This window comes from Neisseria oralis (genome assembly GCF_045062685.1).
Classification (GTDB): Bacteria; Pseudomonadota; Gammaproteobacteria; order Burkholderiales; family Neisseriaceae; genus Neisseria; species Neisseria oralis.
Genome location: NZ_JBJGEB010000013.1, coordinates 1 through 23,654, shown reverse-complemented (window position 1 = coordinate 23,654; position 23,654 = coordinate 1). Strand labels below are relative to the sequence as shown.

The following is a 23,654-nucleotide window of genomic DNA, read 5'->3' as shown; positions in this document are numbered from 1 at the left end:
TTGGCGATGCCTTTCAGACGGCATTTAAACGGGGAAAACGTAAAATGTTTTCCACTTACAATGCTTTACCTATAGATGAATTTCTGTAAAATAGGCCGTCTGAAAAAATATCAGGCCGCTTACTAAAAATAAATAAACTCGAAGGCCGCCGATATGGGCAGGCCGTCTGAAATACAAAACGGGATACGGACAATGAACGAAACGGAACGCTTCGCGTGGCTGCAACTTGCTTTCACACCCTATATCGGTGCAGAAAGCTTCTTGATTTTGCTGCAATATTTCGGTAGTGCGCAGGCCGCATTGGATGTGCCGGCAGAGAAAATCGCCGCTCTGGTGCGCCACAAGCAGGCGGCAGAGGCTTGGCGTAATGTCGAAAAGCGCCACTTGGCGCAAAAATCCGCCGAAGCCGCCTTAAAATGGGAAACGCAGGACGGTTGCCGGCTAATGCTGTTGCAAGACCAAGATTTTCCTGAAATGCTGACTCAGGGTATTACCGCGCCGCCGGTTTTGTTTTTGCGCGGTGACGCAGGGTTACTGCACAAATATTCCGCCGCCATTATCGGCAGCCGCCATGCCACGCCGCAGGCAATGCGGATTGCCAAGGATTTCGGCAGGGCGTTGAGTGAAAAGGGCATCCCCGTCGTGTCGGGTATGGCTTCGGGCATCGACACTGCCGCCCACCAAGGCGCGTTGCAGGCGGGCGGCAGCACCATCGCCGTCTGGGGAACGGGCATAGACCGCATTTATCCGCCGTCCAATAAAAGCCTTGCCTATGAAATCGCCGAAAAAGGGCTGATTGTCAGCGAGTTTCCGTTGGACACGCGCCCGCTTGCGGGCAACTTCCCGCGCCGCAACCGCCTGATTGCCGCGCTGTCGCAGGTTACGCTGGTGGTCGAGGCTGCGCTGGAATCCGGTTCGCTGATTACCGCCAAGCTGGCGGCGGAGATGGGGCGGGAGGTGATGGCAGTGCCCGGTTCGATAGACAATCCGCACAGCAAAGGCTGCCACAAGCTGATTAAAGACGGTGCGAAACTGGTGGAGTGTCTGGATGACATCGTGCAGGAATGCCCGCAACTGTTGCAAAATTCCCCGTTGCTGCCATATGCTATAAAAAGGGATACAAGTGAAGCACGCAAACCGGAGCCGCCGGCAACTGTCGGGAGACCGTCTGAAAACGTAGGTACGGAGGCGGGGCGGCAGGCAGACAGTTCCCCGCTGCTGGACGCAATGGGATACGATCCCGTTCATCCCGATACGTTGGCGCAGCAGTTGCAATTTCCCGCCGCCGATGTTTACGCGGAACTGCTGGAACTGGAACTCGACGGCAAGGTGGCTTCGCTGGCAGGCGGACGTTACCAACGAATCGAAACATAGAAATAAGGAATCGGCATGGCAGAAGTCATTGCTTTTTTAATCGAACATTTTCAGGATTTTGACGCATGTCCTCCGCCGGAGGATTTGGGGCGGTTGCTGGAAGACGCAGGTTTTGACGCAACGGAAATCGGCAATACGCTGATGATGCTGGAAGTGTTGCTCAACAGTTCCGAATTTGCCGCCGAACCGCTCGACAGCCAATCGGTACGCGTTTACAGCAACGAAGAAACCGACAATCTGCCGCAGGAAGTGATGGGGCTGATGCAGTATTTGGTCAGCGAACGCGCTATTACTTATGAGCAGCGCGAAATTGTCATCCATGCCCTGATGCATATTCCGTCCGAAGAAATTACCGTCGATACGGCAAAAGTACTGACACTGCTGGTATTGTGGGCGCACAAGAGCGAGCTGCCGGTATTAATCGGCGACGACTTGATGGCCGCCTTAAACGGCAAGGCCGTCATGCATTAATACTTTTCAGACGGCCTTTTGTTTTTAAGAGGCCGTCTGAAACATAAAATCCAATACATTAAAAGAGAACAGACAATGGCGAAAAACCTCTTAATCGTCGAATCACCGTCCAAAGCCAAAACCCTGAAAAAATACCTTGGCGGCGATTTCGAAATTCTGGCCTCCTACGGCCACGTCCGCGACCTTATCCCCAAAAACGGTGCCGTCGATCCCGAACACGACTTCGCCATGAAATACGAGCTGATCAAACGCAACGCCAAACACGTCGATGCGATTGTCGCGGGAGCCAAAGAAGCCGAAAACATCTACCTCGCAACCGACCCGGATAGGGAAGGCGAAGCGATTTCCTGGCATCTTTTTGAAATCCTCAAATCCAAACGCGGCCTGAAAAACATCAAGCCGCAGCGTGTCGTGTTCCACGAAATCACCAAAAACGCCGTCCTCGACGCCGTCGCCCACCCGCGCGAAATCGAAATGGATTTGGTTGATGCGCAACAAGCCCGCCGCGCTTTGGACTATCTGGTTGGTTTCAACCTCTCGCCATTGTTGTGGAAAAAAATCCGCCGCGGTTTGAGCGCGGGCCGTGTGCAAAGTCCCGCCCTGCGTTTGATTTGCGAACGCGAAAACGAAATCCGCGCGTTTGAAGCGCAGGAATATTGGACGGTGCATCTCGACAGCCACAAAGGCCGCAGCAAGTTCACCGCCAAACTCGCCCAATACAACGGCGCGAAACTCGAACAATTCGACCTGCCGAACGAAGCCGCGCAAGCCGACGTGTTGAAAGAACTTGAAGGCAAAGAGGCCGTCGTTACCGCCATCGAAAAGAAAAAGCGAAGCCGCAACCCTGCCGCGCCGTTCACCACTTCCACCATGCAGCAGGATGCCGTGCGCAAACTCGGTTTCACCACCGACCGCACCATGCGTACCGCCCAGCAGCTTTACGAAGGTATAGACGTAGGGCAGGGCGCCATCGGTCTGATTACCTATATGCGTACCGACAGCGTGAATTTGGCCGATGAAGCGTTAACCGAAATCCGCCATTACATCGAAAACAAAATCGGCAAAGAATATCTGCCGAGTGCCGCCAAACAATACAAAACCAAATCCAAAAACGCCCAAGAAGCCCACGAGGCGATACGTCCGACTTCCGTGTACCGCACGCCCGAAAGCGTCAAACCCTTCCTGAGCGCAGACCAGTTCAAACTCTATCAAATGATTTGGCAGCGTACCGTTGCCTGTCAGATGACGCCCGCCAAATTCGACCAAACCACCGTCGATATTACCGTTGGCAAAGGCGTATTCCGCGTAACCGGACAAGTGCAAACCTTCGCAGGCTTCCTCAGCGTTTACGAAGAAAGCAGCGACGATGAAGAAGGCGAAGATAGCAAAAAACTGCCCGAAATGAGCGAAGGCGATAAATTGCCTGTGGACAAACTCTACGGCGAACAACACTTCACCACCCCGCCGCCGCGCTACAACGAAGCGACGCTGGTTAAAGCCCTCGAAGAATACGGCATCGGTCGCCCCTCGACCTACGCCAGCATCATCTCCACGCTCAAAGACCGCGAATACGTTACCCTTGAGCAAAAACGCTTCATGCCCACCGATACGGGCGACATCGTCAACAAATTCCTGACCGAACACTTCGCCCAATACGTCGACTACCACTTCACCGCCAAACTCGAAGACCAGCTCGACGAAATCGCCGACGGCAAACGCCGCTGGATTCCCGTGATGGACAAATTCTGGAAACCGTTCATCAAACAAGTGGAAGAAAAAGAAGGCATCGAACGCGCCAAATTCACTACGCAGGAACTCGACGAAACCTGCCCGAAATGCGGCGAACACAAACTGCAAATCAAGTTCGGCAAAATGGGCCGTTTCGTCGCCTGCGCCGGCTATCCCGAGTGCAGCTACACGCGCAACGTTAACGAAACCGCCGAAGAAGCCGCCGAGCGCATCGCCAAAGCCGAAGCCGAGCAGGCGGAACTCGACGGGCGCGAGTGCCCCAAATGCGGCGGACGGCTGGTGTACAAATACAGCCGCACCGGCAGCAAATTCATCGGCTGCGCCAACTACCCCAAATGCAAACACGTCGAGCCGCTGGAAAAACCGAAAGATACCGGCGTCCAATGTCCGCAATGCAAAAAAGGCAACCTCGTCGAGCGCAAATCCCGCTACGGCAAACTGTTTTACAGTTGCAGCACCTATCCCGACTGCAATTACGCCACTTGGAACCCGCCCGTCGCCGAAAAATGCCCGAACTGCCATTGGCCGGTACTGACCATTAAAACCACCAAACGCTGGGGCGTGGAAAAAGTCTGCCCGCAAAAAGAATGCGGCTGGAAAGAACAGATTGAACCGCCTGCGCCGAAAGAGTGAGATTAGGTTGGTTTAAAAGAGAAAAGGCCGTCTGAAAATCCATATTTTGATTTTCAGACGGCCTTTATCGTTCTAAAACAAGAATCTGTATAATACTACATGCTGAGGTTGCCAAAGGCATGTCTGAGCCCTATTTTTGCAGAATAGAATTTTTATTAGACGGCCACATTCATCACGGATCAAAATGGTAAATACAAAACACAATAAGCACGTCAATCAGGTACGGATTATCGGCGGACAATGCAGGGGGCGCAAACTGACCTTTGTTTCAGCAGAGGGATTGCGCCCGACGCCCGATAGCGTGCGCGAAAAACTGTTTAATTGGCTGGGGCAGGATTTGACCGGTTTGACCGTACTTGATTTGTTTAGCGGCAGCGGGGCGCTGGGTTTTGAGGCTGCCTCTAGGAACGCGGCGAAAGTGGTTATGGTGGACAACAACCGCCAAACTGTGTTGAATCTGCAACAAATAAACAGGCAGTTAAAATTAGGTGCCGAGATTGTTTTTTCAGACGGCCTCACTTATTTGAAAGATTGTGGGGAGCAGTTCGATGTGGTTTTTCTTGATCCGCCCTTTGTCTGGCAAGACTGGGAAAAATTACTCAAAGTCCTAAAGGAGCACTTGAAAAACGACGCAATGGTCTATATTGAAGCATGGGGACTGCCACCAATTCCCGTATGGATTCAAGAATGGCGGAGCGGTAAGGCGGGGATGAGCAGATTTAAGTTATTAAAATATATGCAAGTCACTGAATAGTATGGTATTTGATAATCATTACCAGGGTGTAAACATCGGCAGAGGCAGAATGCCGGATAGGTGGTTTATGCTATAATCCGCCGCCATTGGTTTTGAAAATAATGAAAGAGGAAAGTCAAATGTCGCTCTTTATTACGGATGAGTGCATTAACTGCGACGTATGTGAACCAGAATGTCCCAATGATGCGATTTCGCAGGGCGAAGAAATTTATGAAATCAACCCTAACCTTTGTACCCAGTGCGTAGGGCATTACGATGAACCGCAATGCCAACAGGTATGTCCGGTAGATTGCATTTTAATTGACGAAGAACATCCTGAAACACATGAAGAGCTGATGGCAAAATATGAAAAGATTATTTCTTTTAAATAAGAATCGTATACAAAACATCCAGCTTAAGTAATGCACTATTTAAATTTCTAAAAAAGTTCTTGACCAAGAATAAAACTAATAATAAGATGTCGCTCTCTTTTGGAGGGATTCCCGAGCGGTCAAAGGGGGCAGACTGTAAATCTGTTGCGTGAGCTTCGAAGGTTCGAATCCTTCTCCCTCCACCAATCACATTTGGAGCAATTAAGTGAAAAAGCGGGTGTAGCTCAATGGTAGAGCAGAAGCCTTCCAAGCTTACGGTGAGGGTTCGATTCCCTTCGCCCGCTCCAAACATAATTCGCCCATGTAGCTCAGGGGTAGAGCACTCCCTTGGTAAGGGAGAGGTCGGCAGTTCAAATCTGCCCATGGGCACCATCATAAAATATTGTCTCTATTAACTTCATTGTTAAGAAGTGCTTTAACTTAGATAGGATTATTGCCATGGCTAAGGAAAAATTCGAACGAAGCAAACCGCACGTAAACGTTGGCACCATCGGTCACGTTGACCATGGTAAAACTACCCTGACTGCTGCTTTGACTACTATTTTGGCTAAAAAATTCGGCGGTGCTGCAAAAGCTTACGACCAAATCGACAACGCTCCCGAAGAAAAAGCCCGCGGTATTACCATCAATACCTCACACGTAGAATACGAAACCGAAACCCGCCACTACGCACACGTAGACTGCCCGGGGCACGCCGACTACGTTAAAAACATGATTACCGGTGCCGCACAAATGGACGGCGCAATCTTGGTATGCTCCGCTGCCGACGGTCCTATGCCGCAAACCCGCGAACACATCCTGTTGGCCCGTCAAGTAGGCGTACCTTACATCATCGTGTTCATGAACAAATGCGACATGGTTGACGATGCCGAGCTGTTGGAACTGGTTGAAATGGAAATCCGTGACTTGCTGTCAAGCTACGACTTCCCAGGCGACGACTGCCCGATCGTACAAGGTTCTGCACTGAAAGCCTTGGAAGGCGACGCAGCTTACGAAGAAAAAATCTTTGAACTGGCTGCTGCATTGGATAGCTACATCCCGACTCCTGAGCGTGCTGTGGACAAACCGTTCCTGTTGCCTATCGAAGACGTATTCTCCATCTCCGGTCGCGGTACAGTAGTAACCGGCCGTGTAGAGCGCGGTGTCATCCACGTTGGTGACGAGATCGAAATCGTAGGTCTGAAAGAAACCCAAAAAACCACTTGTACCGGTGTTGAAATGTTCCGCAAACTGCTGGACGAAGGTCAGGCAGGCGACAACGTAGGCGTATTGCTGCGCGGTACCAAACGTGAAGAAGTGGAACGCGGTCAAGTATTGGCTAAACCGGGTACCATCACTCCGCACACCAAATTCAAAGCAGAAGTATACGTATTGAGCAAAGAAGAGGGTGGTCGTCATACCCCGTTCTTCGCTAACTACCGTCCTCAATTCTACTTCCGTACTACCGACGTAACCGGCGCGGTTACTTTGGAAGAAGGTGTAGAAATGGTTATGCCTGGTGAGAATGTAGCCATCACTGTAGAACTGATTGCACCTATCGCTATGGAAGAAGGTCTGCGTTTTGCGATTCGCGAAGGTGGCCGTACCGTAGGTGCGGGTGTGGTTTCTTCTATCATTGCTTAAGTTTAGAGGCCAATAGCTCAATTGGTAGAGTATCGGTCTCCAAAACCGAGGGTTGGGGGTTCGAGACCCTCTTGGCCTGCCAAATAAAAAATTAACCGGCCCTGCGCCGGTTAATTTTTTTGCATTTCTTTTTTAGTAATTAATTTGAACCATTGCATGAGTGAGATAGTGCGACTTTGATGCCGTGGTGAGTGAGTAAAGATGACTGAACATACATCTGAACATAAAGCAGAAAAGTCGGGTCAGCTTGTAACATCCGGCAATCATTCTATGCCTCCCAAGCGAGAAGGGCTGCTTTCCTATTTTAAAAACTCATGGTCTGAGTTTAAAAAAGTTGTTTGGCCTGCGCGAGATGATGCAGTTAAGATGACAATATTTGTTGTCATATTTGTTGCAATTTTGGCAGCGTTTATTTATATGGTGGATAGTGTTATTTCATGGCTGTTCTTTGATGTGTTGTTGAAGAGGGGGTAAAAATGTCAAAACGTTGGTATGTTGTGCAGGCTTATTCCGGCTTTGAGAAAAATGTCCAAAAGACATTAAAAGAGCGCATTGCCCGCGAAGGTATGGAAGGTTATTTTGGGCAGATCCTTGTTCCGGTAGAAGAAGTGGTCGACATTAAAAATGGTCGTAAAACCATTAGCGAGCGTAAGTTCTATCCGGGCTATGTTTTGGTCGAAATGGAAATGACCGATGACTCATGGCATTTGGTGAAAAGTACCCCTCGAGTTTCAGGCTTTATTGGTGGTACGGCAAATAAGCCTACTCCGATTTCTCAAAGAGAGGCTGATGCAATCTTGCAACAGGTTCGTTCTGGGGTTGAGAAGCCTAAACCTAAAGTTGAATTTGAAGTGGGACAGCAAGTTCGTGTAAACGAAGGACCTTTTGCTGACTTCAACGGTATTGTAGATGAAGTGAATTATGAGCGTAATAAATTGAGGGTTTCTGTTCAGATTTTTGGTCGTGAAACCCCGGTTGAGCTGGAGTTTGGTCAAGTAGAAAAGATTTAAGTTTTTAAATCCCTTGAAAAAAAATCTCTAAGTAAATATAATACTGAATTCTTTTTTGGGAAGCGGAAATGGTTCCGCGCTATACCCGTTTTTAGGAGTCCTATAAGTGGCAAAGAAAATTATCGGCTATATCAAACTGCAAATTCCTGCAGGTAAAGCCAATCCATCTCCCCCAGTTGGTCCTGCTTTGGGTCAGCGTGGTCTGAATATTATGGAATTCTGTAAAGCATTTAATGCTGCAACTCAAGGCATGGAGCCTGGTTTGCCGATTCCAGTTGTAATTACTGCATTTGCGGATAAGTCATTCACTTTTGTGATGAAAACTCCTCCGGCCTCTATTCTGTTGAAAAAAGCTGCCGGTTTGCAAAAAGGTAGTTCTAATCCTCTGACAAACAAAGTGGGTAAATTGACCCGTGCTCAGTTGGAAGAAATTGCTAAAACTAAAGAACCTGATTTGACTGCTGCTGATTTGGATGCTGCTGTTCGCACTATTGCTGGTTCTGCTCGCTCAATGGGTTTGGATGTGGAGGGTGTTGTATAATGGCTAAAGTATCTAAACGCTTGAAAGCTTTGCGCTCTTCTGTTGAAGCCAATAAATTATATGCAATTGATGAAGCAATTGCTTTGGTAAAAAAAGCAGCGACTGCTAAATTTGACGAATCTGTTGACGTATCTTTCAACTTGGGTGTTGATCCGCGTAAATCTGACCAAGTTATCCGTGGTTCAGTTGTTCTGCCTAAAGGTACCGGTAAAACAACCCGCGTAGCAGTATTCACTCAAGGTGCAAATGCTGATGCAGCTAAAGAAGCTGGTGCTGATGTTGTCGGCTTTGAAGATTTGGCTGCTGAAATCAAAGCAGGTAATCTGAACTTTGACGTTGTTATTGCTTCTCCTGATGCAATGCGCATCGTTGGTCAGTTAGGTACCATCTTGGGTCCACGTGGCTTGATGCCAAACCCTAAAGTGGGTACTGTTACTCCTAATGTGGCTGAAGCAGTTAAAAATGCAAAAGCAGGTCAAGTGCAATATCGTACAGACAAAGCTGGTATCGTTCATGCAACTATCGGTCGTGCTTCATTCGCTGAGGCTGATTTGAAAGAGAACTTTGATGCGTTGCTGGACGCTATCGTTAAAGCCAAACCCGCTGCTGCTAAAGGTCAGTACCTGAAAAAAGTTGCTGTATCCAGCACTATGGGTTTAGGTGTTCGCGTTGATACATCAAGCGTGAATAACTAATCTAAGAAATTTTCAAGCAACTCTATTTTTGAGTTGCTTGAATTTGGGCTACTTAGAATTAAGTAGATGTCCAAGACCGTAGGGATCGCAAGATTTAATCGTAACTGCCCTACGCAGACGGTAGTCCTGAAACACATTGCAAGATTGCTTGTAAGATGTCTTTTTAGGTTACCGCGCTGGTGGGATATCATTCCGATATCCTGTTTATAAACAGTGGGAGGTAGACCTTGAGTCTCAATATTGAAACCAAGAAAGTAGCCGTAGAGGAAATCAGCGCAGCAATTGCTAACGCTCAGACTCTCGTGGTTGCTGAATATCGCGGTATCAGTGTTTCCAGTATGACTGAGCTTCGTGCAAATGCGCGTAAAGAAGGCGTTTACTTGCGCGTTCTGAAAAACACATTGGCTCGTCGTGCAGTAGAGGGTACTTCATTCGCAGCTTTGGCTGATCAAATGGTTGGTCCATTGGTTTATGCTGCTTCTGAAGATGCTGTTGCTGCTGCTAAAGTGTTGCACCAATTCGCGAAAAAAGATGACAAGATTGTAGTTAAAGCCGGTTCTTACAATGGTGAAGTAATGAATGCTGCTCAGGTTGCTGAGTTGGCTTCTATTCCGAGCCGCGAAGAGCTGTTGTCCAAACTGTTGTTCGTTATGCAAGCTCCTGTATCAGGCTTTGCGCGCGGTTTGGCTGCTTTGGCAGAGAAAAAAGCAGGCGAAGAAGCCGCTTAATCAATTTTGTTTCTGTTAATCAATTATTTTTTAATACAATATTTGGAGTATAAATAGCATGGCTATTACTAAAGAAGACATTTTGGAAGCAGTTGGTTCTTTGACCGTAATGGAATTGAACGACTTGGTTAAAGCTTTTGAAGAAAAATTCGGCGTTTCTGCTGCTGCTGTTGCAGTTGCAGGTCCTGCTGGTGCTGGTGCTGCTGCCGCTGAAGAAAAAACTGAATTTGACGTAGTATTGGCTTCTGCCGGTGACCAAAAAGTTGGCGTGATTAAAGTAGTTCGCGCAATTACCGGTCTGGGTCTGAAAGAAGCTAAAGACATCGTTGATGGTGCACCTAAAACTCTTAAAGAAGGTGTTTCTAAAGCTGAAGCTGAAGACATTCAAAAACAATTGGAAGAAGCCGGCGCTAAAGTCGAAATCAAATAATTTGATGCTTCCTGTGAAGGCTGGCAGTTTTCTGCCAGCCTTATTTTGCTTATCATTATTAGGTTAATTTGTTATTTACATTTATTTGCAATTTATTCGCAAGTTAAGTTTAAATAAATGTAAATAATACAAACAATAGGCGTTATTTCAGACGACCTCTTTCTTTAAAATTGCTTTTCGGAGTGTATATGAACTATTCGTTTACCGAGAAAAAACGTATCCGTAAGAGTTTTGCAAAACGAGAAAACGTATTGGACGTTCCCTTTTTGTTGGCAACACAAATTGATTCTTATGCGAAATTTCTGCAATTAGAAAATGCTTTCGATCAGCGCACTGACGATGGTCTGCAGGCTGCATTTAATTCTATTTTCCCTATCGTAAGCCACAATGGTTATGCGCGTCTGGAGTTTGTGCATTACACGTTGGGTGAGCCTTTGTTCGATATTCCTGAATGTCAATTGCGCGGAATCACTTATGCAGCTCCTTTGCGCGCGCGTATCCGACTGGTTATTTTAGACAAGGAAGCGTCTAAACCGACAGTCAAAGAAGTTCGTGAAAATGAAGTATACATGGGCGAAATCCCATTGATGACTCCAAGTGGTTCGTTTGTCATTAACGGTACCGAGCGTGTAATTGTTTCTCAGTTGCATCGTTCTCCCGGTGTGTTCTTTGAGCATGACCGTGGTAAAACTCATTCCTCCGGTAAATTGTTGTTCTCTGCTCGAATCATTCCTTACCGTGGCTCGTGGCTAGATTTCGAATTTGACCCGAAAGATTTGCTATATTTCCGTATTGACCGTCGCCGTAAAATGCCGGTTACGATTTTGTTGAAGGCTTTGGGCTACAACAATGAGCAGATCTTGGATATTTTCTACGATAAAGAAACGTTCTATCTGTCTGAAAATGGTGTCCAAACCGATTTGGTCGTAGGTCGTCTGAAAGGTGAAACTGCCAAAGTTGATATCTTAGATAAAGAAGGCAACGTATTGGTTGCTAAGGGTAAACGTATTACCGCAAAAAATATCCGTGATATCAGCAATGCGGGATTAACCCGTTTGGATGTGGAGCCGGAAAGCCTGATTGGCAAAGCTTTGGCCGTGGATTTGATTGACCCTGAAACGGGTGAAGTATTGGCTGTGGCCAATGATGAAATCACTGAAGAATTGTTGGCAAAATTTGATATCCACGGTGTAAAACAGCTTACTACGCTTTACATTAATGAATTGGATCAGGGGGGCTACATTTCCAATACCCTGCGTACGGATGAGACTGCTGATCAGCAAGCAGCACGTGTTGCGATTTACCGCATGATGCGCCCGGGAGAACCACCTACCGAAGAGGCAGTCGAGCAATTGTTTAACCGCTTGTTCTTCAGTGAAGACAGTTACGATTTGTCTCGCGTAGGCCGTATGAAATTCAATACGCGTACTTATGAACAAAAATTGTCTGAAGTACAACAGCAGTCTTGGTATGGCCGTTTGTTGAACGAAACTTTCGCAGGTGCTGCCGAAAAAGGCGGTTATGTTCTGAGCGTCGAAGATATTGTTGCCTCTATTGCTACTTTGGTTGAATTGCGTAACGGTCATGGTGAAGTGGACGATATTGACCACTTGGGCAACCGTCGTGTGCGTTCGGTAGGTGAGTTGACTGAAAACCAATTCCGCAGTGGTTTGGCTCGTGTGGAACGTGCCGTAAAAGAACGCTTAAATCAGGCAGAATCAGAAAACTTAATGCCGCATGATTTAATTAATGCGAAACCTGTTTCTGCTGCCATCAAAGAATTCTTCGGCTCAAGCCAATTGAGTCAGTTTATGGATCAGACCAACCCCTTGTCTGAAGTAACCCATAAGCGCCGTGTATCTGCGTTAGGCCCGGGTGGTTTGACCCGTGAACGTGCCGGTTTCGAGGTGCGAGACGTGCATCCGACTCACTATGGCCGCGTATGTCCGATTGAAACGCCTGAAGGTCCGAACATCGGTTTGATTAACTCATTGTCCGTTTATGCACGTACCAATGATTATGGTTTCTTGGAAACTCCTTACCGCCGCGTTATCGACGGCAAAGTAACCGAGGAAATCGATTACTTGTCTGCCATCGAAGAAGGCCGCTATGTGATTGCACAAGCGAATGCTGATTTGGACAAAGACGGTAATTTGATTGGTGACTTGGTAACTTGTCGTGAAAAAGGCGAAACCATTATGGCAACGCCTGACCGTGTGCAATATATGGACGTGGCAACCGGTCAAGTGGTATCCGTAGCGGCATCCCTGATTCCGTTCTTGGAACACGATGATGCGAACCGTGCATTGATGGGTGCCAACATGCAACGTCAGGCCGTACCGTGCCTGCGTCCTGAAAAACCGATGGTTGGTACCGGTATCGAACGTTCTGTTGCTGTTGACTCTGCTACTGCAATCGTTGCCCGTCGTGGCGGTGTGGTTGAGTATGTCGATGCCAACCGTGTTGTGATTCGTGTTCATGACGATGAAGCGACTGCCGGTGAAGTGGGTGTCGATATTTACAACTTGGTTAAATTCACTCGTTCTAACCAATCTACCAATATCAACCAACGTCCTGCCGTCAAAGCCGGCGACGTTTTGCAACGCGGCGATTTGATTGCTGACGGTGCATCTACCGATTTGGGCGAATTGGCTTTGGGTCAAAATATGACTATCGCCTTCATGCCGTGGAACGGTTATAACTATGAAGACTCGATTCTGATTTCCGAAAAAGTAGCTGCAGACGACCGCTATACTTCGATTCACATTGAGGAATTGAATGTCGTTGCCCGCGATACCAAGCTGGGTGCGGAAGATATCACCCGCGATATTCCGAACTTGTCCGAGCGTATGCAAAACCGTTTGGATGAATCCGGTATCGTTTACATCGGTGCAGAAGTGGAAGCAGGCGATGTATTGGTTGGTAAAGTAACGCCTAAAGGCGAAACCCAACTGACTCCGGAAGAAAAACTGTTGCGCGCCATCTTCGGCGAAAAAGCATCCGACGTAAAAGACACCTCTTTGCGTATGCCTACCGGTATGAGCGGTACGGTTATCGACGTTCAAGTCTTTACCCGCGAAGGTATCCAACGCGACAAACGTGCTCAATCCATTATCGATTCTGAGCTGAAACGTTACCGTCAAGACTTGGGCGACCAGTTGCGTATTTTCGATAACGACGCATTCGACCGTATTGAGCGTATGATCGTCGGCCAAAAAGCCAACGGCGGTCCGATGAAGCTGGCCAAAGGCAGCGAAATTTCGACAGAATATCTGGCGGGTCTGCCTAGTAAACACGATTGGTTCGATATCCGTTTGTCTGATGAAGATTTGGCCAAACAATTAGAACTGATTAAATTGAGTCTGCAACAAAAACGCGAAGAAGCGGACGAGTTGTACGAAATCAAGAAGAAAAAACTGACCCAAGGCGACGAATTGCAGCCTGGCGTACAAAAAATGGTGAAAGTCTTTATCGCCATCAAACGCCGTCTGCAAGCCGGTGACAAAATGGCGGGTCGCCACGGTAACAAAGGTGTGGTATCGCGTATTCTGCCTGTTGAAGATATGCCTTACATGGCGGACGGTCGTCCTGTGGACATCGTACTGAACCCGTTGGGCGTACCTTCCCGTATGAACATCGGTCAGATTTTGGAAGTTCACTTGGGTTGGGCGGCAAAAGGTATCGGCGAGCGTATCGATCGTATGCTGAAAGAGCAACGCAAAGCCAGCGAGCTGCGCGAGTTCTTGAACAAACTCTACAACGGCAGCGGTAAGAAAGAAGATTTGGATGCCCTGACTGATGAAGAAATCATCGAACTGGCTTCCAATCTGCGTAAAGGCGCATCTTTCGCATCGCCGGTATTTGATGGTGCGAAAGAATCTGAAATCCGCGAAATGCTGAATTTGGCTTATCCGAGCAATGATCCTGAAGTCGAAAAACTGGGCTTTAACGACAGCAAAACCCAAATCACGCTGTATGACGGACGCTCTGGCGAACCGTTTGACCGCAAGGTAACAGTAGGTGTGATGCACTATCTGAAGCTGCACCACTTGGTTGACGAAAAAATGCACGCGCGTTCTACCGGTCCGTATAGTTTGGTTACTCAACAGCCTCTGGGCGGTAAAGCTCAGTTCGGTGGTCAACGTTTCGGTGAGATGGAGGTTTGGGCGCTGGAAGCATACGGCGCAGCCTACACACTGCAAGAGATGTTGACCGTGAAGTCCGACGACGTAACAGGCCGTACAAAAATGTACGAGAACATCGTCAAAGGCGAGCACAAAATTGATGCCGGTATGCCTGAGTCCTTCAACGTATTGGTTAAAGAGATTCGCTCACTGGGCTTGGATATTGATTTGGAACGTTACTAAACAGAAGTTTTCAGACGGCCTCTTTGAAGGTCGTCTGAAAAAGCGGTTGCAGAATAAGAATGAATTAATCGAAATCTGAAAATATCAGGTCGTCTGAAACCGTAACGTACCGTTTCCAATATCGAAAATCCGCCACGCGGTAAAAATACTTCCTTCAAGGAGCAAAAATGAATTTGTTGAACTTATTTAATCCGTTGCAAACTGCCGGCATGGAAGAAGAGTTTGATGCCATCAAAATCGGCATTGCTTCTCCCGAAACCATTCGTTCATGGTCTTACGGCGAAGTTAAAAAGCCTGAAACCATCAACTATCGTACGTTCAAACCTGAGCGTGACGGTCTGTTCTGCGCCAAAATCTTTGGTCCGGTCAAAGACTACGAGTGCTTGTGCGGAAAATATAAACGCTTGAAATTTAAAGGTGTAACCTGTGAAAAATGTGGCGTGGAAGTGACTTTGTCCAAAGTGCGCCGCGAACGCATGGGTCATATCGAATTGGCCGCGCCTGTGGCACACATTTGGTTCTTGAAATCCCTGCCTTCTCGTTTGGGTATGGTGCTGGACATGACTTTGCGCGACATTGAACGCGTATTGTACTTTGAAGCATTTGTTGTGACCGACCCCGGCATGACTCCGCTGCAACGCCGTCAATTGCTGACTGAAGATGACTACTACAACAAACTGGACGAATACGGCGACGATTTCGATGCCAAAATGGGTGCGGAAGGTATCCGCGAATTGTTGCGCACCTTGGATGTAGCAGGCGAAATCGAAATCCTGCGCCAAGAGCTTGAGTCGACCGGTTCAGATACCAAAATCAAAAAAATCGCCAAACGCTTGAAAGTGTTGGAAGCCTTCCACCGTTCCGGTATGAAACTGGAGTGGATGATTATGGACGTGCTGCCAGTATTGCCGCCTGATTTGCGTCCTCTAGTTCCGTTGGACGGCGGTCGTTTTGCCACTTCCGATTTGAACGATTTGTACCGTCGCGTCATCAACCGTAACAACCGTCTGAAACGCCTGCTGGAACTGCACGCTCCTGACATCATTGTCCGCAACGAAAAACGTATGTTGCAAGAAGCGGTTGACTCGCTGTTGGATAACGGCCGTCGCGGTAAAGCCATGACCGGTGCCAACAAACGTCCGCTGAAATCGTTGGCAGACATGATTAAAGGTAAGGGCGGTCGTTTCCGTCAAAACCTGCTGGGTAAACGTGTGGACTACTCCGGTCGTTCCGTGATTACCGTAGGCCCATACCTGCGTCTGCACCAATGCGGTCTGCCGAAAAAAATGGCTTTGGAACTGTTCAAACCGTTCATTTTCCATAAACTGGAAAAACAAGGTCTGGCCTCTACCGTTAAAGCAGCGAAAAAATTGGTAGAACAAGAAGTACCGGAAGTATGGGACATCTTGGAAGAAGTCATCCGCGAACATCCGATTATGCTGAACCGTGCGCCGACCCTGCACCGTTTGGGTATTCAAGCGTTTGAACCCATCCTGATTGAAGGTAAAGCCATTCAGCTGCATCCGTTGGTATGTGCCGCGTTTAACGCCGACTTTGACGGTGACCAAATGGCGGTACACGTTCCATTGAGCTTGGAAGCGCAAATGGAAGCGCGCACCCTGATGCTGGCTTCAAACAACGTATTGTCTCCTGCCAACGGCGAACCGATTATCGTACCTTCCCAAGACATCGTATTGGGCCTGTACTACATGACCCGAGACCGCATCAATGCCAAAGGTGAGGGCAGTCTGTTTGCTGATGTGAAAGAAGTGCATCGTGCATACCATACCAAACAGGTTGAGCTGGGTACGAAAATCACCGTACGTCTGCGTGAATGGATGAAAAACGAAGCCGGCGAATTCGAGCCAGTCGTTACCCGTTACGAAACGACTGTCGGTCGTGCATTGTTGAGCGAAATCCTGCCTAAAGGCCTGCCGTTCGAGTACATCAACAAGGCGCTGAAGAAAAAAGAAATTTCCAAACTGATTAACGCGTCGTTCCGCCTGTGCGGCTTGCGCGATACGGTTATCTTCGCTGACCACTTGATGTACACCGGTTTCGGATTTGCAGCCAAAGGCGGTATTTCCATTGCTGTTGATGACATGGAAATACCGAAAGAAAAAGCAGCCTTGTTGGCTGAAGCCAATGCCGAGGTTAAAGAAATCGAAGACCAATACCGTCAAGGTTTGGTAACCAACGGCGAACGCTACAACAAAGTTGTGGATATTTGGGGTCGTGCCGGCGATAAAATCGCTAAAGCGATGATGGATAACTTGTCCAAACAAAAGGTTATCGATCGTGATGGCAAAGAAGTCGATCAAGAGTCATTTAACTCCATCTATATGATGGCAGACTCTGGTGCTCGTGGTTCTGCGGCTCAGATTAAACAGTTGTCCGGTATGCGTGGTTTGATGGCTAAACCTGACGGCTCGATTATTGAAACGCCGATTACCTCAAACTTCCGCGAAGGTCTGACCGTATTGCAATACTTTATTGCGACCCACGGTGCGCGTAAGGGTTTGGCGGATACCGCATTGAAAACCGCGAACTCCGGTTACCTGACCCGTCGTCTGGTAGACGTAACTCAAGACTTGGTCGTTGTTGAAGACGATTGTGGCACTTCAGACGGCTTTGTTATGAAGGCGGTAGTACAAGGCGGTGATGTGATTGAAGCATTGCGCGATCGTATTTTGGGTCGTGTTACCGCGTCTGACGTTGTCGATCCGTCAAGTGGCGAGACCTTGGTTGAAGCCGGTACGTTGTTGACTGAAAAACTGGTGGATATGATTGACCAATCCGGTGTCGATGAAGTCAAAGTCCGTACTCCGATTACTTGTAAAACCCGCCATGGTTTGTGTGCACACTGTTACGGTCGCGACTTGGCACGCGGCAAATTGGTCAATGCCGGTGAAGCAGTCGGCGTAATTGCGGCTCAGTCTATCGGTGAACCGGGTACCCAGTTGACCATGCGTACGTTCCACATCGGTGGTGCGGCATCCCGTGCGGCAGCAGCCAGCCAAGTTGAAGCCAAATCCAACGGTACGGCACGATTCAGCAGCCAAATGCGTTATGTTGCCAATAACAAAGGCGAATTGGTTGTCATCGGCCGCTCTTGCGAAGTCGTTATCCATGATGACATCGGTCGTGAACGCGAACGCCACAAAGTGCCTTACGGTGCTATCTTGATGGTTCAAGATGGTGAAGCCATTAAAGCCGGTCAAACGTTGGCAACCTGGGATCCGCATACCCGTCCGATGATTACCGAACACGCAGGTTGGGTGAAATTCGAGAACGTGGAAGAGGGTGTAACCGTTGCCAAACAAACTGACGATGTAACCGGTTTGTCCACTTTGGTAGTTATTGACGGTAAACGCCGTTCCAGCAGTGCATCCAAACTGCTGCGTCCGACTGTGAAACTGTTGGATGAAAATGGTTTGGAAGTATGTATTTCTGGCACTTCGACTCCAGTATCAATGACATTCCCTGTTGGAGCGGTGATTACTGTGCGTGAAGGTCAGGAGGTTGGCAAAGGCGACGTATTGGCACGTATTCCTCAGGCAACATCGAAAACCCGTGATATTACCGGGGGGTTACCGCGAGTAGCAGAACTGTTTGAGGCGCGTATTCCTAAAGATGCAGGCATGTTGGCCGAAATTACCGGTACTGTTTCATTTGGTAAGGAAACGAAAGGCAAGCAACGTCTAATTATCACTGATAGCGAGGGTGCAGCGTATGAGACTTTGATTTCTAAAGAGAAACAAATTTTAGTACATGACGGCCAAGTGGTAAATCGCGGTGAAACTATTGTGGATGGTGCTGTAGATCCGCACGATATTTTGCGCCTGAAAGGTATTGAGGCCCTAGCTCGCTACATCGTCCAAGAAGTGCAAGAAGTTTACCGTCTCCAAGGGGTGAAGATTTCCGATAAACACATCGAAGTTATTATTCGCCAAATGCTGCGTCGAGTGAACATAGTTGATTCGGGTGAAACAGTATTCATTACCGGCGAGCAGGTGGAACGCGGTGACGTTATGGCTGAAAATGAAAAAGCAGTTGCCGAAAATAAAGAACCTGCACGTTATGAGAATGTATTGTTAGGTATCACTAAGGCATCCTTGTCCACCGACAGCTTCATTTCAGCTGCATCGTTCCAAGAAACAACCCGCGTATTGACTGAAGCCGCCATTATGGGCAAGCAAGATGAATTGCGTGGTTTGAAAGAGAACGTGATTGTTGGTCGTCTGATTCCTGCTGGTACAGGTTTGACTTACCACCGTAGCCGCCATCAGCAGTGGGATGACGTGGAGCAGATAGCTACTGAGACCGAAAATCTTTCTAATATTACCACCAAATGATTAGGTAAGACTTGAAAATAAAGAAACCGCAGATTTTGGTCTGCGGTTTCTTTATTTTCAGATGGCCTCTCAATCTTAACTGAATAAAAATACACAATTTTAATCAGTTACTTGACTAAAGCCTTGCAATAAAAATATAATTCCACTCTTGTCGACATGGTGTCGGCAAGTATTTAACTCAACAGGACGAGAAAATATGCCAACTATCAACCAATTGGTACGCAAAGGCCGTCAAAAGCCTGTGTACGTAAACAAAGTGCCTGCACTGGAAGCTTGCCCGCAAAAACGCGGCGTGTGCACCCGTGTATACACAACTACCCCTAAAAAACCTAACTCTGCATTGCGTAAAGTATGTAAAGTTCGCCTGACCAACGGTTTTGAAGTGATTTCATACATCGGCGGTGAAGGCCACAACCTGCAAGAGCACAGCGTCGTACTGATTCGCGGCGGTCGTGTAAAAGACTTGCCGGGTGTACGTTACCACACTGTACGCGGTTCCTTGGATACTGCAGGTGTTAAAGACCGTAAACAAGCCCGTTCTAAATACGGTGCTAAGCGTCCTAAATAATTACAGGGGCTTAAATAGGCACGTCGGCCGCCTAAGCTGAACAACGGCCGAGTAAGTGAATACTCTTTTGGGTATTCATGGGAATTGACCCAACTGAATAGATTAAAGGAAATTAAAATGCCAAGACGTAGAGAAGTCCCCAAGCGCGATGTGTTGCCTGATCCTAAATTCGGCAGTGTCGAGCTGACTAAATTCATGAACGTATTGATGATTGACGGTAAAAAATCTGTTGCCGAGCGTATCGTTTACGGTGCGTTGGAGCAAATCGAGAAAAAAACCGGCAAAGCAGCAATCGAAGTATTCAACGAAGCCATTGCAAACGCCAAGCCTATCGTGGAAGTGAAAAGCCGCCGTGTAGGTGGTGCAAACTACCAAGTTCCTGTTGAGGTTCGTCCTTCGCGCCGTCTGGCTCTTGCAATGCGTTGGGTTCGCGATGCGGCCCGCAAACGTGGTGAGAAATCCATGGACCTACGTTTGGCAGGCGAATTGATTGATGCGTCCGAAGGTCGCGGCGGTGCGTTGAAAAAACGTGAAGAAGTACACCGCATGGCTGAAGCAAACAAAGCATTCTCTCACTTCCGTTTCTAATTTTGAAAGGCTAATAAAATGGCTCGTAAGACCCCGATCAGCCTGTACCGCAACATCGGTATTTCCGCCCATATTGACGCGGGTAAAACCACTACTACAGAACGTATTTTGTTCTATACCGGTTTGACCCACAAATTGGGCGAGGTGCATGACGGCGCGGCTACTACTGACTACATGGAACAAGAGCAAGAGCGTGGTATTACTATTACCTCCGCTGCCGTTACTTCCTATTGGTCCGGTATGGCGAAACAATTCCCAGAACACCGCTTCAACATCATCGACACCCCGGGACACGTTGACTTTACCGTAGAGGTAGAGCGTTCTATGCGTGTATTGGATGGTGCGGTAATGGTTTACTGCGCGGTGGGTGGTGTTCAACCGCAATCTGAAACCGTATGGCGTCAAGCCAACAAATACCAAGTGCCACGCTTGGCGTTTGTAAATAAAATGGACCGCCAAGGCGCCAACTTCTTCCGCGTTGTCGAGCAAATGAAAACCCGTTTGCGCGCAAACCCTGTGCCTATCGTAATCCCGGTTGGCGCAGAAGACAGTTTCAGCGGTGTTGTTGACCTGCTGAAAATGAAATCCATCATTTGGAACGAAGCTGACAAAGGCACGACCTTTACCTACGGCGACATTCCTGCTGAGTTGGTTGAAACTGCTGAAGAATGGCGTCAAAACATGATTGAAGCCGCAGCAGAAGCCAGCGAAGAATTGATGGATAAATACCTTGGTGGCGACGAGCTGACTGAGGAAGAAATCGTATGCGGATTGCGTCAACGTACTCTGGCAGGCGAAATCCAACCTATGTTGTGTGGTTCCGCATTTAAAAACAAAGGTGTTCAACGTATGTTGGACGCAGTTGTAGAATTGCTGCCAGCTCCTACCGATATTCCTCCGGTTCAAGGTGTTAACCCTAACACTGAAGAAGCCGACAGCCGTCAAGCCAGCGATGAAGAGAAATTCTCTGCATTGGCGTTCAAAATGTTGAACGACAAATACGTTGGTCAACTGACTTTCATCCGCGTTTACTCTGGCGTCGTGAAATCCGGTGATACCGTATTGAACTCTGTAAAAGGCACTCGTGAACGTATCGGCCGTTTGGTACAAATGACTGCTGCAGACCGTACTGAAATTGAAGAAGTACGTGCTGGTGACATCGCAGCCGCTATCGGTCTGAAAGACGTTACTACCGGTGAGACCTTGTGTGCAGAAAGCGCACCGATCATCTTGGAACGCATGGAATTCCCTGAGCCGGTAATCCATATTGCCGTTGAGCCGAAAACCAAAGCCGACCAAGAGAAAATGGGTATCGCCCTGAACCGTCTGGCTAAAGAAGACCCTTCTTTCCGTGTCCGTACAGACGAGGAGTCCGGTCAAACCATTATTTCCGGTATGGGTGAGCTGCACTTGGAAATTATTGTTGACCGTATGAAACGCGAATTCGGCGTGGAAGCAAATATCGGTGCGCCTCAAGTGGCTTACCGCGAAACCATCCGCAAAGAAGTTGAAGCCGAATACAAACACGCCAAACAATCCGGTGGTAAAGGTCAATACGGTCACGTTGTGATCAAAATGGAACCTATGGAGCCGGGTGGCGCAGGCTACGAATTTATCGATGAAATTAAAGGTGGTGTGATTCCTCGCGAATTCATTCCGTCTGTTGATAAAGGTATCCGCGATACCCTGCCTAACGGTATCGTTGCAGGCTACCCAGTAGTTGACGTACGCGTACGTTTGATCTTCGGTTCTTCACACGACGTCGACTCCTCTCAACTGGCCTTCGAATTGGCTGCTTCCCAAGCCTTCAAAGAAGGTATGCGTAAAGCCAATCCTGCTCTGCTTGAGCCAATCATGGCAGTTGAAGTGGAAACACCTGAAGAATACATGGGTGACGTAATGGGCGACTTGAACCGTCGTCGCGGCGTCGTATTGGGTATGGATGATGACGGTATCGGCGGTAAAAAAGTCCGTGCCGAAGTACCTCTGGCAGAAATGTTCGGTTATTCGACCGACCTGCGTTCTGCAACCCAAGGCCGCGCTACTTACTCTATGGAGTTCAAGAAATATTCTGAAGCTCCTGCCCACATAGCTGCTGCTGTAACTGAAGCCCGTAAAGGCTAATCAGGCAAATAGGTCGTCTGAAAGGCTGAAATGATTTTTCAGACGGCCTCTGTTCTTTAATCGATCTTTAATGTAAAGGAATTAGCTCATGGCTAAGGAAAAATTTGAACGTAGCAAACCGCACGTAAACGTTGGCACCATCGGTCACGTTGACCATGGTAAAACTACCCTGACTGCTGCTTTGACTACTATTTTGGCTAAAAAATTCGGCGGTGCTGCAAAAGCTTACGACCAAATCGACAACGCTCCCGAAGAAAAAGCCCGCGGTATTACCATCAATACCTCACACGTAGAATACGAAACCGAAACCCGCCACTACGCACACGTAGACTGCCCGGGGCACGCCGACTACGTTAAAAACATGATTACCGGTGCCGCACAAATGGACGGCGCAATCTTGGTATGCTCCGCTGCCGACGGTCCTATGCCGCAAACCCGCGAACACATCCTGTTGGCCCGTCAAGTAGGCGTACCTTACATCATCGTGTTCATGAACAAATGCGACATGGTTGACGATGCCGAGCTGTTGGAACTGGTTGAAATGGAAATCCGTGACTTGCTGTCAAGCTACGACTTCCCAGGCGACGACTGCCCGATCGTACAAGGTTCTGCACTGAAAGCCTTGGAAGGCGACGCAGCTTACGAAGAAAAAATCTTTGAACTGGCTGCTGCATTGGATAGCTACATCCCGACTCCTGAGCGTGCTGTGGACAAACCGTTCCTGTTGCCTATCGAAGACGTATTCTCCATCTCCGGTCGCGGTACAGTAGTAACCGGCCGTGTAGAGCGCGGTGTCATCCACGTTGGTGACGAGATCGAAATCGTAGGTCTGAAAGAAACCCAAAAAACCACTTGTACCGGTGTTGAAATGTTCCGCAAACTGCTGGACGAAGGTCAGGCAGGCGACAACGTAGGCGTATTGCTGCGCGGTACCAAACGTGAAGAAGTGGAACGCGGTCAAGTATTGGCTAAACCGGGTACCATCACTCCGCACACCAAATTCAAAGCAGAAGTATACGTATTGAGCAAAGAAGAGGGTGGTCGTCATACCCCGTTCTTCGCTAACTACCGTCCTCAATTCTACTTCCGTACTACCGACGTAACCGGCGCGGTTACTTTGGAAGAAGGTGTAGAAATGGTTATGCCTGGTGAGAATGTAGCCATCACTGTAGAACTGATTGCACCTATCGCTATGGAAGAAGGTCTGCGTTTTGCGATTCGCGAAGGTGGCCGTACCGTAGGTGCGGGTGTGGTTTCTTCTATCATTGCTTAA

17 protein-coding genes, 4 tRNA genes and 2 pseudogenes are annotated in these 23,654 nt (G+C 48.2%); all 23 read left to right on the top strand.

The window, feature by feature from the left end:
• Positions 1-192: 192 nt before the first annotated feature.
• Positions 193-1,090, top strand: a pseudogene (gene dprA, locus ACI43T_RS10605) (DNA-processing protein DprA); the annotation flags it as partial.
• 71 nt (positions 1,091-1,161) lie between these two features.
• Positions 1,162-1,374, top strand: a pseudogene (locus ACI43T_RS10600) (DprA-like winged helix domain-containing protein); the annotation flags it as partial.
• 15 nt (positions 1,375-1,389) lie between these two features.
• Positions 1,390-1,845, top strand: a complete 456-nt coding sequence (locus ACI43T_RS10595) for a DUF494 family protein (RefSeq protein ID WP_293279263.1) — start codon at positions 1,390-1,392, stop codon at positions 1,843-1,845.
• A 75-nt stretch (positions 1,846-1,920) separates the two neighbouring features.
• On the top strand, positions 1,921-4,227 hold the full coding sequence (gene topA / locus ACI43T_RS10590) for a type I DNA topoisomerase (protein WP_405386976.1): 2,307 nt from the start codon (positions 1,921-1,923) through the stop codon (positions 4,225-4,227).
• 184 nt (positions 4,228-4,411) lie between these two features.
• Positions 4,412-4,981 (top strand): 16S rRNA (guanine(966)-N(2))-methyltransferase RsmD, encoded by a 570-nt coding sequence (rsmD, locus tag ACI43T_RS10585; RefSeq protein WP_405386974.1) that lies wholly within the window; start codon positions 4,412-4,414, stop codon positions 4,979-4,981.
• Positions 4,982-5,100: 119 nt separating this feature from the next.
• Positions 5,101-5,352: a YfhL family 4Fe-4S dicluster ferredoxin gene (locus ACI43T_RS10580; protein ID WP_009175238.1), complete on the top strand. Its 252-nt coding sequence runs from the start codon at positions 5,101-5,103 to the stop codon at positions 5,350-5,352.
• A 101-nt stretch (positions 5,353-5,453) separates the two neighbouring features.
• Positions 5,454-5,537: transfer RNA gene (locus ACI43T_RS10575), tRNA-Tyr, on the top strand.
• 28 nt (positions 5,538-5,565) lie between these two features.
• A tRNA-Gly gene (locus ACI43T_RS10570) sits at positions 5,566-5,639 on the top strand.
• Between the two features lie 10 nt (positions 5,640-5,649).
• Positions 5,650-5,724, top strand: a tRNA-Thr gene (locus ACI43T_RS10565).
• Positions 5,725-5,790: 66 nt separating this feature from the next.
• The gene (tuf, locus tag ACI43T_RS10560) at positions 5,791-6,975 is read left to right on the top strand and encodes an elongation factor Tu (protein ID WP_003742643.1); all 1,185 of its coding nucleotides are present in this window, start codon (positions 5,791-5,793) and stop codon (positions 6,973-6,975) included.
• 6 nt (positions 6,976-6,981) lie between these two features.
• A tRNA-Trp gene (locus ACI43T_RS10555) sits at positions 6,982-7,057 on the top strand.
• A 119-nt stretch (positions 7,058-7,176) separates the two neighbouring features.
• On the top strand, positions 7,177-7,449 hold the full coding sequence (gene secE, locus ACI43T_RS10550) for a preprotein translocase subunit SecE (RefSeq protein WP_405386971.1): 273 nt from the start codon (positions 7,177-7,179) through the stop codon (positions 7,447-7,449).
• 2 nt (positions 7,450-7,451) lie between these two features.
• Complete coding sequence (gene nusG, locus ACI43T_RS10545) at positions 7,452-7,985, top strand: transcription termination/antitermination protein NusG (protein WP_003760509.1); 534 nt, start codon at positions 7,452-7,454, stop codon at positions 7,983-7,985.
• A gap of 106 nt (positions 7,986-8,091) precedes the next feature.
• Entirely contained in the window at positions 8,092-8,526 is a 435-nt protein-coding gene (gene rplK / locus ACI43T_RS10540; protein WP_002220151.1) for a 50S ribosomal protein L11, read from the top strand.
• The gene (gene rplA, locus ACI43T_RS10535; RefSeq protein ID WP_003742647.1) at positions 8,526-9,221 is read left to right on the top strand and encodes a 50S ribosomal protein L1; all 696 of its coding nucleotides are present in this window, start codon (positions 8,526-8,528) and stop codon (positions 9,219-9,221) included. The genes rplK and rplA overlap by 1 nt, the downstream gene beginning before the upstream one ends.
• A gap of 227 nt (positions 9,222-9,448) precedes the next feature.
• On the top strand, positions 9,449-9,949 hold the full coding sequence (gene rplJ, locus ACI43T_RS10530) for a 50S ribosomal protein L10 (protein WP_003760504.1): 501 nt from the start codon (positions 9,449-9,451) through the stop codon (positions 9,947-9,949).
• A gap of 58 nt (positions 9,950-10,007) precedes the next feature.
• Positions 10,008-10,379, top strand: coding sequence for a 50S ribosomal protein L7/L12 (rplL, locus tag ACI43T_RS10525; protein WP_003677916.1), 372 nt, complete (start codon positions 10,008-10,010; stop codon positions 10,377-10,379).
• A gap of 188 nt (positions 10,380-10,567) precedes the next feature.
• Positions 10,568-14,746 carry a DNA-directed RNA polymerase subunit beta gene (gene rpoB / locus ACI43T_RS10520; RefSeq protein WP_405386965.1) on the top strand — a complete coding sequence of 1,393 codons (4,179 nt, stop codon included), beginning with the start codon at positions 10,568-10,570 and terminating at the stop codon, positions 14,744-14,746.
• Between the two features lie 167 nt (positions 14,747-14,913).
• On the top strand, positions 14,914-19,101 hold the full coding sequence (gene rpoC, locus ACI43T_RS10515; protein WP_405386963.1) for a DNA-directed RNA polymerase subunit beta': 4,188 nt from the start codon (positions 14,914-14,916) through the stop codon (positions 19,099-19,101).
• Positions 19,102-19,297: 196 nt separating this feature from the next.
• On the top strand, positions 19,298-19,669 hold the full coding sequence (gene rpsL / locus ACI43T_RS10510) for a 30S ribosomal protein S12 (RefSeq protein ID WP_002218431.1): 372 nt from the start codon (positions 19,298-19,300) through the stop codon (positions 19,667-19,669).
• Between the two features lie 117 nt (positions 19,670-19,786).
• Positions 19,787-20,257 carry a 30S ribosomal protein S7 gene (gene rpsG / locus ACI43T_RS10505; protein ID WP_003745196.1) on the top strand — a complete coding sequence of 157 codons (471 nt, stop codon included), beginning with the start codon at positions 19,787-19,789 and terminating at the stop codon, positions 20,255-20,257.
• Positions 20,258-20,275: 18 nt separating this feature from the next.
• Positions 20,276-22,381: an elongation factor G gene (gene fusA, locus ACI43T_RS10500; RefSeq protein ID WP_405386958.1), complete on the top strand. Its 2,106-nt coding sequence runs from the start codon at positions 20,276-20,278 to the stop codon at positions 22,379-22,381.
• An 88-nt stretch (positions 22,382-22,469) separates the two neighbouring features.
• On the top strand, positions 22,470-23,654 hold the full coding sequence (gene tuf / locus ACI43T_RS10495; protein WP_003742643.1) for an elongation factor Tu: 1,185 nt from the start codon (positions 22,470-22,472) through the stop codon (positions 23,652-23,654).

Coding starts and splice junctions, on each gene's coding strand:
- ACI43T_RS10595 (WP_293279263.1), top strand. CDS start 1,390: ATGGCAGAAGTCATTGCTTTTTTAATCGAACATTTTCAGGATTTTGAC.
- topA (WP_405386976.1), top strand. CDS start 1,921: ATGGCGAAAAACCTCTTAATCGTCGAATCACCGTCCAAAGCCAAAACC.
- rsmD (WP_405386974.1), top strand. CDS start 4,412: ATGGTAAATACAAAACACAATAAGCACGTCAATCAGGTACGGATTATC.
- ACI43T_RS10580 (WP_009175238.1), top strand. CDS start 5,101: ATGTCGCTCTTTATTACGGATGAGTGCATTAACTGCGACGTATGTGAA.
- tuf (WP_003742643.1), top strand. CDS start 5,791: ATGGCTAAGGAAAAATTCGAACGAAGCAAACCGCACGTAAACGTTGGC.
- secE (WP_405386971.1), top strand. CDS start 7,177: ATGACTGAACATACATCTGAACATAAAGCAGAAAAGTCGGGTCAGCTT.
- nusG (WP_003760509.1), top strand. CDS start 7,452: ATGTCAAAACGTTGGTATGTTGTGCAGGCTTATTCCGGCTTTGAGAAA.
- rplA (WP_003742647.1), top strand. CDS start 8,526: ATGGCTAAAGTATCTAAACGCTTGAAAGCTTTGCGCTCTTCTGTTGAA.
- rplL (WP_003677916.1), top strand. CDS start 10,008: ATGGCTATTACTAAAGAAGACATTTTGGAAGCAGTTGGTTCTTTGACC.
- rpoB (WP_405386965.1), top strand. CDS start 10,568: ATGAACTATTCGTTTACCGAGAAAAAACGTATCCGTAAGAGTTTTGCA.
- rpoC (WP_405386963.1), top strand. CDS start 14,914: ATGAATTTGTTGAACTTATTTAATCCGTTGCAAACTGCCGGCATGGAA.
- rpsL (WP_002218431.1), top strand. CDS start 19,298: ATGCCAACTATCAACCAATTGGTACGCAAAGGCCGTCAAAAGCCTGTG.
- rpsG (WP_003745196.1), top strand. CDS start 19,787: ATGCCAAGACGTAGAGAAGTCCCCAAGCGCGATGTGTTGCCTGATCCT.
- fusA (WP_405386958.1), top strand. CDS start 20,276: ATGGCTCGTAAGACCCCGATCAGCCTGTACCGCAACATCGGTATTTCC.
- tuf (WP_003742643.1), top strand. CDS start 22,470: ATGGCTAAGGAAAAATTTGAACGTAGCAAACCGCACGTAAACGTTGGC.